General features: G+C 44.6%; 13 protein-coding genes. 9 read left to right on the top strand and 4 right to left on the bottom strand.

Annotation, left to right across the window (positions count from 1 at the left end; translation table 11 throughout):
• The first annotated feature begins 16 nt into the window (after positions 1 to 16).
• On the top strand, positions 17 to 1027 hold the full coding sequence (fbp, locus tag AB4503_RS24370) for a class 1 fructose-bisphosphatase (RefSeq protein ID WP_008220458.1): 1011 nt from the start codon (positions 17 to 19) through the stop codon (positions 1025 to 1027).
• A gap of 87 nt (positions 1028 to 1114) precedes the next feature.
• On the opposite strand, the gene AB4503_RS24375 is transcribed toward fbp, so the two are convergent.
• From AB4503_RS24375 to AB4503_RS24385, 3 genes are read right to left on the bottom strand one after another with little or no spacing between them, the layout of a single operon-like run.
• Positions 1115 to 1471 carry a gamma-glutamylcyclotransferase gene (locus AB4503_RS24375; protein ID WP_017069403.1) on the bottom strand — a complete coding sequence of 119 codons (357 nt, stop codon included), beginning with the start codon at positions 1469 to 1471 and terminating at the stop codon, positions 1115 to 1117.
• 18 nt (positions 1472 to 1489) lie between these two features.
• On the bottom strand, positions 1490 to 5248 hold the full coding sequence (locus AB4503_RS24380) for a translocation/assembly module TamB domain-containing protein (protein WP_372115837.1): 3759 nt from the start codon (positions 5246 to 5248) through the stop codon (positions 1490 to 1492).
• A complete protein-coding gene (locus AB4503_RS24385; RefSeq protein ID WP_065584316.1) occupies positions 5245 to 6957 on the bottom strand; it encodes an autotransporter assembly complex family protein in 1713 nt (570 codons plus the stop codon). The genes AB4503_RS24380 and AB4503_RS24385 overlap by 4 nt, the downstream gene beginning before the upstream one ends.
• A 195-nt stretch (positions 6958 to 7152) precedes the next feature.
• On the opposite strand from AB4503_RS24385, the gene msrA reads away from it, so the two are divergent.
• Positions 7153 to 7782: a peptide-methionine (S)-S-oxide reductase MsrA gene (gene msrA, locus AB4503_RS24390; RefSeq protein WP_372115838.1), complete on the top strand. Its 630-nt coding sequence runs from the start codon at positions 7153 to 7155 to the stop codon at positions 7780 to 7782.
• A gap of 110 nt (positions 7783 to 7892) precedes the next feature.
• On the opposite strand, the gene AB4503_RS24395 is transcribed toward msrA, so the two are convergent.
• Positions 7893 to 8093, bottom strand: a complete 201-nt coding sequence (locus tag AB4503_RS24395) for a DUF1107 family protein (protein ID WP_017058898.1) — start codon at positions 8091 to 8093, stop codon at positions 7893 to 7895.
• A gap of 253 nt (positions 8094 to 8346) precedes the next feature.
• Between AB4503_RS24395 and AB4503_RS24400 the strand changes: the two genes are divergently transcribed.
• From AB4503_RS24400 to AB4503_RS24430, 7 genes are all read left to right on the top strand, one after another.
• Entirely contained in the window at positions 8347 to 8898 is a 552-nt protein-coding gene (locus AB4503_RS24400; RefSeq protein WP_017063723.1) for a YtfJ family protein, read from the top strand.
• Between the two features lie 91 nt (positions 8899 to 8989).
• The gene (locus AB4503_RS24405) at positions 8990 to 9280 is read left to right on the top strand and encodes a DUF2607 family protein (protein ID WP_372115839.1); all 291 of its coding nucleotides are present in this window, start codon (positions 8990 to 8992) and stop codon (positions 9278 to 9280) included.
• Between the two features lie 40 nt (positions 9281 to 9320).
• Entirely contained in the window at positions 9321 to 10043 is a 723-nt protein-coding gene (locus AB4503_RS24410) for a DUF2796 domain-containing protein (RefSeq protein WP_065584315.1), read from the top strand.
• Between the two features lie 140 nt (positions 10044 to 10183).
• On the top strand, positions 10184 to 10900 hold the full coding sequence (locus AB4503_RS24415) for an ABC transporter ATP-binding protein (protein ID WP_017058894.1): 717 nt from the start codon (positions 10184 to 10186) through the stop codon (positions 10898 to 10900).
• Positions 10897 to 12156: an FtsX-like permease family protein gene (locus tag AB4503_RS24420; protein WP_017067558.1), complete on the top strand. Its 1260-nt coding sequence runs from the start codon at positions 10897 to 10899 to the stop codon at positions 12154 to 12156. Before AB4503_RS24415 ends, AB4503_RS24420 begins: the two co-directional genes overlap by 4 nt.
• A gap of 14 nt (positions 12157 to 12170) precedes the next feature.
• Complete coding sequence (locus AB4503_RS24425) at positions 12171 to 12686, top strand: DUF3299 domain-containing protein (protein WP_017058892.1); 516 nt, start codon at positions 12171 to 12173, stop codon at positions 12684 to 12686.
• Between the two features lie 514 nt (positions 12687 to 13200).
• Positions 13201 to 14109, top strand: a complete 909-nt coding sequence (locus AB4503_RS24430; protein WP_017069397.1) for a TIGR03899 family protein — start codon at positions 13201 to 13203, stop codon at positions 14107 to 14109.
• Positions 14110 to 14248: the final 139 nt, after the last annotated feature.

A 14248-nucleotide genomic window follows, 5' to 3' on the forward strand; every position in this document is an offset into this window, starting at 1 on the left:
AGTTTAAGGAAATAACATGTCTGAGATGCGCACCCTTGGTGAGTTCATTGTTGAGAAACAGAGTGACTTCCCCCATGCAAGCGGTGATCTATCATCCCTTTTGTCGTCTATTCGACTTGCTGCAAAAATTGTTAACCGTGAGATCAACAAGGCTGGCCTAGTCGACATCACTGGCGCTGTTGGTACAGACAACGTGCAAGGTGAAGAGCAACAAAAGCTAGACCTTTACGCGAACGACAAATTTAAAGCGGCTCTAGAAGCTCGTGACCAAGTTTGTGGTGTTGCAAGTGAAGAAGAAGACGAAGCTGTCGCCTTCAATAAAGAGCTCAACAAAAACGCAAAATACGTTGTACTGATGGATCCACTTGATGGCTCTTCAAACATCGATGTGAATGTATCGGTTGGTACAATTTTCTCTATCTACCGTCGAGTATCACCGATCGGTACTCCACCAACACAAGAAGATTTCCTACAGCCAGGACACAAGCAAGTAGCCGCGGGTTACGTGATTTACGGTTCTTCAACCATGCTTGTTTACACAACAGGTGCTGGCGTAAATGGCTTCACCTACGACCCATCACTGGGTACCTTCTGCCTATCTCATGAAAACATGATGATTCCAGATGAAGGTAAGATCTACTCGATCAACGAAGGTAACTACATCCGCTTCCCAACCGGTGTTAAGAAGTACATCAAATACTGTCAGGAAAGCGAGCCAAGCGATAACCGCCCTTACACGTCACGTTACATTGGTTCTCTTGTGTCTGATTTCCACCGTAACTTGCTAAAAGGCGGCATCTACTTATACCCAAGTACAGAGAGCCACCCTCAAGGTAAATTGCGTTTGCTTTATGAATGCAACCCTATTGCTTTCCTTATGGAGCAAGCTGGCGGTATTGCATCAGACGGTGCACAGCGTATCATGGATATCAAACCAACTGAGCTACACCAACGTGTGCCTTTCTTCGTTGGTTCAACAAAAATGGTACGTAAAGTAGAAGAGTTTCTTGAGCTGAACCCTGAGTAACCCTCTCATTTCATTCTCAAACTAACGCTATTAAAAAGCCAGCACCTCAGTGCTGGCTTTTTGTTGTCTCGTAAGGTGATTAACTAGTTAGGAATCATTGTTCCGCTGACACCAGTTACCCGAAAGTATTTCTTTATTAGCTGTTAGATCAAGCTGATACAAATATACCCATGCTAATCCAAATATAGTCTCTATTTGCTCGCGACGATACTCAACAGGAACATCTTCTAGCCGATCGAGCGACTCTAAAATTTCGTCGTTAATGATATAGACCTCACCAGCGACACTTTTCTTTCCCAAAATCATCGCCGGATAGGCACCTAAATCAAAAAGTGCGTATTCCTTAGGTGTATCAAACTGCCCTAATAAATCGCAGCCCTGCAAATAATGGTGATTGGACTGACCTTGCCTCAAGGTTCCATAGACAAAAACAAGATGCTGCATATGCCCTCCCATACGGCTCTACTCGAACTCAAATTGATAGAGAAGATCCACAGCACTGTCTAGGCCAGAAACAGCTTCAACATAGAGATCCTGCATCAATCTATAACGAACGGTAAACTCACCTAACGAGTTAAAGATACCCACACCATACTTCACCTGTAAGCCAGGCAGGATGTAACCACTTACCGTCACTTGAGAGTCATCGCCAGAGCCTGCAGTATCCAGTTGCAAGTCCTGTACACCAAAGGCTTCACCGATTTCACCAACAACCTTACCACTCTTCGCTAAACTCAAACCGATTAAAGTCGTTGTCATCGAACCGCTCGACTCACCGTCGATATCTTGGCCACGCAAAATATAAGACAGTGCGTTCGCTTGTGGCATCGCTGGGTCAGAATAAATCTCGATGGTAGGCTCTGTCGCAGGGCCAGTCACTCGAATACCAGCGGTCACGTCATCCTGAGTATTATCAGGATTACGAATCGCGTTGATGGCTACGTATGGCTGATCCGGTGGTCCATTCATTAGGATCTTACCCTCTTCGATCAAGAGGTCTTGCCCGAATGATTGATAAGTACCATCGACGATGTTCACTTCACCTGTAATAAATGGACCTTGGTCTTTTTGAGCCACGTTGAGCTTACCGACCAAATCACCTTCAAGACCGAAGGCAGACAGTTTAAAGTCATCACCAATGGAGATATTAATATTCGTCATCACATTGAATGGGATCGTATCTTCGTTTTCTGGCTCTAGATCTTTATTCAAAATAACTTGATCAGAAGAGACGCCAACCGCTGACGGTGGTAAGTCTTCAACAACAATGCGTCCCCATGGTAATGCAATATCACCGGTAATTTTCGCCAGTTCTGGTGTGACATCAATGGTCATATCAGGCACGACCTTCACCTTAACCATAGGTGGGATATCAACCATCAACTCATCAGCGAAAACTCTAACGTTAGAGTGCCATGCTTTAAGATCTTGCCAATCTCCGGTTCCCTCAATATCAAGGTGACCATCAGGTGTTTCGACATTCGCATCCAATTTTGCACTATAACCATCAAACTCGAGGTCGATGCGACCATCTTTCACATCAACGGGCGTAACATCGCCTTTCACTTGAATACCATCAACAGAGAATTGACCAAAGACTTGAGGGTGCATCAGTGAGCCTTTAACTTGAAGATCACTCTCTAGGTCGGCTTTCAATAGGCTGTATTCACCTAGTATTGGTTGTAAGAAATCAAGATGGAACGTGGTCAACTTAATTGCCGCATCGACCATTTTGTCTTCGGCAAGAATATCCGGTAACGACACCGTGCCAGACAGGTCACCATTATCGGAAACATCCAACTTAAAGTCGGCATCCAGTTTGTTGTCTTTCAGTTGGGCATTCAATGCAACGCTTTCCCAACCCAGTGTGATTGGCTCACCCACTTGTTGAACAACCTGACCTTTCGGCATATCAACGCTTACCGTGACCTCAGGCTCACCTTGTTCAGACCACTTAGCATGAGCGGTTGCATTGACTAAGCCCTGTAATTGCGTCTCTTTAGGCACAAAGGCTTTAATCTGCTCGAAATCGAATTGATTGATGGCCACTTTGGCCTCACCCGATTTTCCGACACGAACGTCTTCATCCAAACACACACTCGAACCCGATTGGTTCCAACAATGCGCTTGAACATCAGCAAACTGCTTATCGACATCCGCCTTTATCGCGACAGGTTGGTCTAATACCCAAGGACCTTGCTGAGTAGTGATTTTGACTCTGTCTAACGATCCATCCCAAATAAGAGAAGGCTTTTGAATCAACTCTCCGGAAATAGCTAAGCTTGTAGACACGATGTCGGATATCACATCAAGTGTCATTGTGTGTTTCTTCTCACCACCACTCACCGTGAGAGCAATGCTTTCTACGCTTTGATCTTGATAGGTTAAGTTCTTAGCTTTTAATTCAAGATCAGCTTGAGCTTCAGGCAATGGCAGAGGAATCACAGAGCCATTAAGCGACAAGGATTCTAGTGTTGCTTCGCTATTCCAATCTACCTTATCCACATTTAGAGCGAGATCGACTTCAGGCTCTTTCGTTGGACCGCTTAGCTGGATGTTACCAATCACTTTACCTTTCAAGTCAGGGACGCTTTTTACAAGCTCAGGGAAGTAAATATCAACACCCATGTCCCATTTCTTATCAAGCTCACCCTGAGCCTTAATCGAGTTAACACCGTGAGCCAAACTCAAACCACTGGTTTTCAGTTTTGGTTCACCGCTCGCGCTGCGATCCGACGCTGACAACTGACCTTCGATATCCAGAGGGTATTCTCGCAAGATCCCTTCAATATCCAATTTAGGCAGTTCAATCGCCCAGCCGCCCGCTTCCGTCAACTCACCCGAGGTGACGATGCTTCCGCTAATGTTGCCCTCGGCTTCAGGCCACTGCAGACCCGGCTGAATATCTTTGAGTGTCACGTCAGCTTGCCAGTTAACGAGACTCTTCCAGTTCGCTTTAACGACACCGTTAAGCTCACCGCCTAGCGTGTTGAGCTTTAGACGCTCGAGCTCAATTTGTTCCGTCGTGCCTTTACCCTGTAGATCAATGGCTAATTCAGGGATTTCCTTACCATCGGCTTCACCTTTAAGAAGAACATTGAAACCATCTAGTGAGCCATCAGCTTTGAATTGCTCAATTGTCGCTTGGTAATCGCTTTTTCCGGTAAGGGGCCACTGTGCTTGTCCGCCCTCTAAAAGAAGGTCAAATGGCAGAGTCGGTTCTAAGGGTTGAATATCCCCAGACAACTTTGCCTCAATCAGCTCAGAAAATTGGGAATCTAGGTTTAGCTTAGCCACGCTGCCTTGTGCTTTCAGAGACAACTTCTGACCAGCAAGGTCGGTTTCTTTCACTAACGCATCCAAAGAAAGCTCTAGCGGATAACCACCCTTGAGCTCAACCTTAGTCGTTAGATTTGCGCTTGCTTGTGGCATATCGAGTTCGAGAGTTGAAACATCAACCGTGTGTTTACCCGCGCGAGCTTCTAGCCCAAGGTGGTTAACAACGATTGGTGTTTCTTGCTCTAAGGTGAAACGGTTGAGGTCAAAACGCTCCAACACAACCTGCAGAGGAATCCAGACTTCCGGCAATTCGATAGCCGTTTTAACGGCAGCTTTTGGCTCAACCTTTTCTGCTTGCGGTTCTTCTGTCGACTCAGCGAGTTTAACCTTAAGATCATTGAATAAGGTTGGCGATACAGTTAGCTTTTCGCCCTGCATACTCAAAGCCGTAGAGAACAAGCTCCATTCAATTTCATGCCCTAAGATATTCAACTTGATATCAGACAAAGCGATACGGTTGATTACGATTGGCAACGGTGTTTTTACCGATGTTACGGGCGGAGTAGGTTCTGTTTCTTCTGTAGAGGCCGGAGGCAGTTCAGTAAATGCGAAGTCCAATCCTTGAATCGCTAAACGATCGACACACAACTTAGGGTCGAGCAGACAGCGAGGATTAATCGCCAAGTTCAGCTTTTGAACTTTGGTGTCTATATGCAGGCTGTCATCTTTAAACTGAACATTATTAAGCGTAAAGCTCGGGAACAGAGCCCCTTTAGTGCTTTCCACTTTAAGCTGTGGCAACGCTTTTTCAGCGCCCCACAACACAGTGTTCAACCCTGGATTGGTGAACAAAACAAAACCTAGCAAGGCTATCAACAACAGCAAAATAGACGTCAATGAGATCGACGTCCACTTGATGCACTTGCCCATCACTTTGATCATAATTCTGGCCCTAAACTAAAGTGTAACTGGAACTCATCACCTTTTGCTGCATCTAGACCCCAAGCAAAATCTAAGCTCACAGGGCCGACGGGCGACGCCCAACGAACCCCGACGCCGGTACCATGTTTCCATTCAGGTTTATCATTGAAGGCATCACCAATGTCGTAGAATGCTGCGCCCCACCAGTTTCCAACCAAGCGGTATTGGTATTCAAACGAGCTGGTTGCAATGAATTTGGCACCCGTTAGTGCGCCACTTTCATCTCGAGGAGAGATCGACTCATAACCATAACCACGAATGCTATTGTCACCACCAGCAAAGAATCTTAGGGAGGGAGATAGCTTATCAAACTCGTCGGCAAAGTTGCCGCCAAATTGAAGTCGAGTTAAGCCTCGGTGATTGTCGCCAATGCTTCGAATCCAAGCGGTTTGACCTTGAAAACGAACAACCTTAGTTTCAGATAACAAGGTATCATCACCCGCTTCAACCATAATGGTTTGTTTATCGCCCCACATCGGCATCGAACCGCCTCGCGTTCGAGTGCGTGAGAAAGAGATACCCGGCAGCACAAATTGCGCTAAATCATCCTGCAAACCTTGCTCATAGTTTTCGACCAAGTATCGAATGAAGACCGTGCGTTGCCAACCGTTATCCAGTCGCCAATATCTTTCTAGCGCTAAGTTTGACTCCAAACTCTTGGTATCACGATTATCCAAGTTTTTCATACCGTACTTAACTTGATAGTAGTCGTTCAGCACGTCATCCAGAGGGATTTTATAGGTAGCGGTAATCGTCTGTTCAGGTTTAGAAATCGACAGGCTGCTATTGAAGCTATGGCCTTGTTCATTAACCCAAGGTTTTTTCCACTTCAGAGTGCCTTTTACGCCAAGGTCGGTTGAGACACCGATACCCGTTTCGATTTGGTTACGAGCTTGCGGAGCAAGGCTAACCTTCATCGGGATCTCTCGGCCTTCGCCTAACTGGCTTAAATCTGGTTCAACAAATACCGAGGAGAACCAATCCGTATTGGACAGGTTTTGGTTGTACTCACCGACTTTGGTGATTGAGTAAGGTTCGCCATCCTCAAATGGTTTAAGTGACTGCACCTTATCTTCTTCTATCTGGCTACCAGTAACCTGAGTAGTACCAAAGTGATAGCGGATACCACTGTTATAATGAAGACGAACATAAGCGCGGTTCAATTCAGGAGCGACTTCTAGCTTACTAAGATCATAAGCACCATCGAAGTAGCCTTTCGCTAAGCCAAGGTTGCGGATCGACGATTTCAAAGAGTCATAATTACCATGATTCAGAGTCGAACCTTTAGACAAGCTACTCTTCGCTATCAAGGCTAAAAAGTCTGGGTCATCCTTGGCTTCACCAGTTAGAACGATATCTGAAGTATAAATAACAACAGGCTCTCCCGGCTCAACCGTAACGGTCATTTCGGTATCATCTTCGGAGTGAGTAAATGTGATTTTAGGGTGGTAGTAGCCTAACGCATTCAGGGCTTCTTTAATCATAGATTCCAAGCGGGATTGGAATCTTAGTGAAACCGAATACTCTTCTTCAGGGATCGCACTCAGATAAGCATCAACATTATCCTCAAGCGCTCCATCTAGCCCTTTGATTTCAAGGGAAACGTCAGCGAAAGCGAGCGTCGATGACAATAGAGTGCCAATCAGAACTGGTAAAGTTTTTCTTATCATGTTTAATTGGTGAAGAAGTTATCAATACGTTAATAAGTGAAAAGAAATAATACCGCTAAATAGGCATTGAGTCTGTAATAAATCCTGGAATAACACGGTCTAATTTAAAGACTTATTCAATATTGACCAACAGTTAATATGAACCCACGTTAAATAAAAGCCAGCGCGGTAAACGTATGCGAAAAGGAATATAACATGCTAAACAAACAACAACTGGTTTCTGCAGCAACCGCACTACCGGGAAATGCTGACCCAATTCGAATCACTGAGCGCCATTTCGTCAATCAAACCGACCTGCTCGATGCACCCACGGGCTCTCAACAAGAAGTCCTGTTTGGTATGGGGTGCTTCTGGGGAGCTGAGCGTTTGTTTTGGCAATTGGATGGCGTTATTTCAACATCCGTTGGTTACGCTGGCGGATACACAGTTAATCCCACTTATGAACAAGTATGTACTGGGCAAACCGGCCATACCGAGGTCGTTCGTGTCATATTTGATAGTGAACAAACCTCTCTAGCTCGAATACTTGAAACCTTTTGGGAGCGTCATGACCCAACTCAAGGGATGCGCCAAGGCAACGATTTAGGGACTCAGTACCGTTCTGCGATTTACACCTTCAGTGAAGAACAACAATCTATCGCTGAGCACTCTAAACGTGAATATCAACGAGCAATGACTGAATCTTTAGGCAACGAGATCACGACGGAAGTTCTGCCTGCTGGAAAATATTTTTTCGCAGAAACCTACCACCAGCAATACCTAGCTAAAAATCCGAATGGGTATTGCGGGTTGGGTGGAACAGGTGTGTGCTTCCCTACACAATAAAGTGCCGTTCGACATACCATCGTGAACGACACGCATTAAAAAAGGGCTTCCATCAGGAAGCCCTTTTCATTGTTAATCTATTCGGTGCAAGACAAATCGATAAAGCTCAGTTACACCGGCAACGCTGCAATGGTGCCGTTAACTTCTTTAAAAATAGTGAGCTTTTGTTTGTCTGAAACTTCAGGAAGTAGCACCTTGCCTTGGTCGAAGCGAAACTCTCCAACACCTTCAATAGCAAATTGGCCTTTGAACAGGACTTTAACGAAACGCGCCACCTGACGTGGACGGTAAGTAGAAAATTTTCTTAACATAATACAACCTCAATTCCATTTGAGTACTACAGTCACATACCTGAACAGCGTCGCTGTTCAAAGCACATTTAATCGCTAATTCCTTTAGCAAACAGCAAGATAATCTATTGTTCATCTTGATATTGATGCATTATACCTTTTGGTAACAAGCCTGCAACTTCTTTCTACGTCGTACGATAAAAAAGTTAAAGAGGCATTTTTCAAATTTCATATTATACTTCCTGTGCAAACCAATAAGCGGAACAAAAATATAATGAAAAACAAAACTCTACTGGCTTTTCTAGCCGCAGCCTCTCCACTCTTCGCCAATGCTCACAACCTATCAGTAGGCGCTACCCTGCCTGCCGTCGATGTGAGTAACTATGGTGAGATTGTTCTAAACGACGGAAATACTGGATATCAAGCTTGGGCAACCAATGATCTTCTAGGTAAAGTTCGCGTCGTTCAAGCTATCGCTGGCCGCAGCAGCTCTAAAGAGCTCAACGCACCACTGATGGCAGCCATTACCGCATCGAAATTCTCAGAAGACAGCTACCAAACCACCACTATCATCAACCAAGATGATGCGATTTGGGGTACTGGGTCTTTTGTTAAGTCCTCTGCCGAAAGCAGCAAAGAAGAATTTCCATGGTCTTCTATGGTCCTAGATGAAGACGGCGCCGTTGCGTCAACATGGGCTCTAAAAGAAGAAAGCTCAGCGATTATCGTTCAAGACAAGCAAGGTAAAATCTTGTTTGTAAAAGAAGGTGCATTAAACGAATCAGAAGTCACTCAAGTCATTGAGTTGATTAAAGCGAGCCTTTAATAAGATATTCGCGTCTTTTTCGAGACCTAACCAAAGGATATTGTTATATTATAACAGTATCCTTTTTTTAATTCTGTGGTTAATCATCCTGATGTGGCAAAACACACCCAACAATGTGAAACGCAAAACAGGCTTCTTGCTTGGGCTTATGCTCATGTTAAGCGTGTTAGCCGCAACACACATTGTGGATATCGCACCAGAGCACCACACTTCACACCATTGTGAGCTGTTTTCGCTTAATCAGTTCATCACAGCGCACTCACTACCACAGATTCCAGAGTTCCATTCGGAATTTACTGTCGCTATTACAGAGTCAGTAACTTCACTACAGCAGCTATATTTCGCTTATTTGGCACGCTCACCTCCTGTAAATATCGCTTAATTACCACTACTTTTTAATTAACCTTTATTCAGGAAAAAACATGAAACCTACTTTTTTAGCCGTTGTTATCGGCATGACTGTCTCTACAAATGCTCTAGCTAACGAAGAATTCCGCTCTCATGATGCACACGTACATGGCCAAGTTGAAGTAAACATCGCGCAAGATGGGCAAGAATTGCTTGTTGAAGTAACAGCTCCAGGCGCAGATGTGGTTGGGTTTGAACATGCTCCAAAAACTGCAGAACAGAAGAAAGTGTTTGAACAGGCTATCGCACAATTAAACAAGCCAGAAGAGCTGTTTAGTTTTAACAATGCGAGTTGTACTCTGAAGTTCAAGTCAGTAGCAAACACCTTAGAAGGCGGTCATGACGACCATGAAGGCCATGACCATGCGGAACACGGTCATGGCGACCACAAAGACCATGATCACGCTGAACACGATCATGACGACCACAAAGACCATGACCACGCTGAACACGATCATGATGACCACAAAGACCATGACCACGCTGAGCACGATCATGATGACCACGAAGGTCACGACCACCACGATCATGAAGGCCACGATCACTCAGAAGGTGGCCACGGTGAGTTCACTGTTGAGTACCACTATGAATGTTCAGATGTTGCTAAGCTAGACACAGTTAGCACTCAGTGGTTCTCTAAGTTCAGCAACACTGAAAAAATGACGGTGAACCTACTAACAGACACAGCTCAAGTACAAGAAGTGCTTAACGCAGAGCGTATTAGTTTCCGATTCTAATCACTCCTAGATCGGATTAAACGTAAAATAAACAGCCAGGTAAGTCATCGCTTACTTGGCTGTTCAAATCGGTGTGTTCTGGGAATTTATGTTTCAAATTACTGTCCAGTAGATACACCGCTTTAATTATTGGAGCTAGCATGTCTTCTGACAGTTCATCACTTGTGGTCAAACTCGAAAATATCAGCTTTCGTTGGAAGCCTGAATTACCACCAACGTTAGAGATCCCCTCTCTTCACATCCAAGCCCAAGAGCACCTTTTTATTAAAGGGCCAAGTGGTTGTGGAAAATCAACTTTGTTAGGGCTACTGACCGGAATCAACCAAGCTGAGCAAGGAGAAGTCTCTATCCTTGATCAAGACCTCACTCAGCTTACACCTCGTCAAAGAGATAAATTCAGAGCCGATCATATTGGTTATATTTTCCAACAATTTAACCTGCTTCCTTATCTATCAGTTATCGATAACGTGACGCTTCCTTGCCAGTTTTCACAGATACGTAAACAGCAAGTCGCTGAAAGCCAGAAAAGCTTACAAGAGACGGCTCGAGAGTTGTTACTCAGATTAAAACTACCTCAAGCTTTAATGGACAAGCCCGTTACCGAGTTAAGCATCGGTCAACAACAACGTGTTGCTGCCGCTCGTGCTTTGATCGGCCAACCCAAAATCATTATTGCCGACGAGCCAACCTCGGCTTTGGATCATGACAACCGAGAAGCTTTTATCGAACTGTTGTTAGAACAAGCCAACCAGGCAGGTTCTACTCTTATCTTTGTTAGCCATGATCCAACACTAGAAAAGTTGTTCACTCGAACCATAGATTTAAAAACCGTTAACCAAGCTAAGGTTGTCGTATGAAAGTAATTACTCACTTAGCCTTAAAAAGCGTACTCAACCGTAAAGCCACAGCCATTCTAACTATTCTCACTGTGGCTGTATCCGTCATTCTATTACTCGGTGTGGAACGTGTAAGAACCGAAGCTAAGAGCAGCTTCGCCAATACGATTTCAGGTACTGACCTTATCGTCGGTGGCCGCTCTGGTCAGGTAAACCTGCTGCTTTATTCCGTATTTAGAATCGGTAATGCGACCAACAACATCGACTGGAAAAGCTATGAAGAATTTAGCCAGCACAACGCTGTAAAGTGGGCGATACCAATATCATTGGGCGATTCACACAAAGGCTTCCGTGTGATGGGTACAAATCATAGTTACTTTGAAAACTATCGCTATGGAAGTAAGCAATTACTTACTTTCCAACAAGGTAAAGAGTTTAATCAGCTATTTGACGTAGTGATTGGTGCCGACGTCGCGAAGAAGCTAGATTACAAAATAGGTGATCAAATCATTCTTGCGCACGGTATCAGTGATGTTGCGTTTAGCCGTCACGATAATCTGCCCTTCAAGATTGTGGGAATACTCGCGCCAACAGGAACACCAGTAGACAAAACCGTACACGTATCGCTAGAGGCAATCGAAGCAATTCATGTTGGCTGGGAATCAGGTGCCAACCTCGGGCACACACCGAATGCTGAAGCGCTAAAGCAACGTGACTTCCAACCGAAGCAGATTACCGCGATGATGGTTGGCCTTAAATCGAAGATCCAAACCTTCGCACTGCAACGAGAAATCAATAACTACCGCCAAGAACCTTTAAGCGCCATTATGCCGGGCATTGCGCTTCACGAATTGTGGGGAATGATGGCTGTAGCAGAACAAGCATTACTGATTGTTTCAGGGTTTGTTGTTGTCGCCGGATTATTGGGTATGCTCAGTAGCCTACTCACTAGCTTGCAAGAAAGGCGTCGAGAGATGGCTATCCTACGTGCGATGGGCGCAAGACCTCGTCATGTGTTTGGTTTACTGATCAGTGAAGCCAGTGCGCTAACCTTCCTTGGCATTACATTAGGTGTTGCAGTATTGTTTGCGCTGATCGCAGTGGTTGCTCCTATTGTGCAACAAAGTTATGGTATCAACATATCGATATCCGCAATCACACCGCATGAGTGGAAACTGCTTATGCTGGTACAAGTTGCTGGAATCATTATCGGCTTTATTCCCGCTTTCAGGGCTTACCGCCAGTCATTGTCTGATGGCATGACGATTCGAATCTAAAATAGGAACCTACGATGCAACGCAAATTCCTACTGATACTTGGGCTACTTCTGTTCCCATTTATCAGTACAGCTCACGCTGAAACCACTCAGAATGACGAATCGGTATTAACACTTGAATGGATTGATTTGATTCCAGAATCAGAACGTGCTCAGCTAGATTCATTTGGTATGCCGATGGTTGACCACAATAGTATGGACAAACCTCAACAATCGACACTTGGTGCTGTTCGCCCAGAGCTGAATGGCAGCACAGTGAAGATTCCTGGCTTTGTGATTCCATTGGAAGGTGATGAGAATATGATCACTGAGTTTCTGCTGGTACCGTACTTTGGCGCATGTATCCACGTGCCACCGCCGCCACCGAACCAAATCATCTACGTGAAGTTCCCGAAAGGTGCACCAATACAGCAGTTATGGGATGTGATCTATTTGGTCGGAACGCTGAAAACTGAGTCAATCAGCCATGACTTAGCGCAAACCGGTTATCTTATTGAAGGTACTGCGATTGAAGAGTATGACGACATGTAGTCATTAGAAGGGTGGCTCAAGGATGAGCTGCCGTCACTGAACGAGTGTGATCATTCAATAACAGTTTAATAACGATAATTTTCTTCTGAATTACGCGATGTAATTAGATAAGTAAGCTAGAACAGCGACATAAATCGCGAGTAATAACCCTATACTAAGCTGTTTCTTCAGCTTGTTATCATTGACTTGATTCATAACTCCTCCTTGAGAATTACAACAAATTTAACATTTTATTATCATTAACAAAAGTAAAATTTTGTTGAAACCTTCAACTCTGCACGCAAAATCTAGCCACCAATAAGATAAAGAGTTACATTTTAGACAGTTATACCAATCACAATAAGTAAGTGTTCAGAAATAGCGTAGGAAAAAGCCTTGAGAACAAGGCGGAGCTTTTTGATAAGTGGTTATTCTACAATCAAAAGTTCTAACGCAGTTATCAAGCGTTTTAACAAGCTAGGCTGAGCAATTATTTACTACGATTGGTTTTGAGTCGTCTCCTAACGGTACTCTTATGTCAAAAACCAAACAGCCAGTGATCATTGAGCATGCTAGCGACACACAGCATAAGCATGAGAAAAAGCCTCATATTGCCGACAGTGCCAGCAGAATGCTGCACATCGCACAAAGCTTCGGCCTCGATTCCTTAATTAGTCATAGTGCCAAGCCAAAGGATAAAGCTGAGAGTACGCTTATCGAACGGGCACTATTGCGAGAGAAAAAACGTAGAGAGCTTCGCCAAAAGAACCTAGAACAGATTCTAAAGTTGGCGCACTCTTCATGTAAGGATGAAGCGGCTGGAGACCCGGATCAGGACTGGTTATACCGTTTCTTCGACATGGCACAAGAGATCCACAATACATCGATGCAGAGGCTATGGGCTCAAGTACTGAAACGAGAAGTCACCAACCCAGGCTCGACGTCGATGAAGGCACTGCAAATCTTAAAAGACATGACACCAAAAGAAGCGTTAACCCTACAAAGGGCAGCATCACTGGGTTGTAGCTTTGGTAGCGATAACAGCAGAAAGCTCTTACTCGGCTTTAAATCTCATGCTGGGCTATTCAACTTTGGCAAAAGGGACACCACCAACACCATCAACCTTGGTGGGCACAACCTGCCCTACTCCAGCTTGCTCCACTTGATAGAGCTCGGGATTATTCTGGGCACAGAATTAGAATCCGGAGAGATTGATTTCGATCCAGCCCTGCACCTAACCTATCAAGGTAAGAGCATGTCACTGGCACCATTATCAAAAGGCGTGAAGCTGGTTTACTACCGATTCAGCCCTACAGGCAATGAGCTTTGTACCTTGCTCGGTAACAAGCCAAACACGCAGTATTACGATCAACTGATTGCACTATTGAGCCAGAAATTCACAGTACAGACAGAAGTGAAAAGCAGCGTAAATTACACCGTCTAGACACTCGACGGAGCTAAAATAGACGGTGTAAAAAGTGAAGTATAGAGAGGAATAAAGAGAATCTAGAGGATAGGTTTCTTGTCTCGGTAAACTAAGGCTGCACTATTTATCGGTCGTGAATAAACAGATAAACAGCTGA

It is taken from the genome of Vibrio sp. 10N.222.55.B11 (assembly GCF_041473705.1).
Lineage (GTDB): Bacteria > Pseudomonadota > Gammaproteobacteria > Enterobacterales > Vibrionaceae > Vibrio > Vibrio crassostreae_C.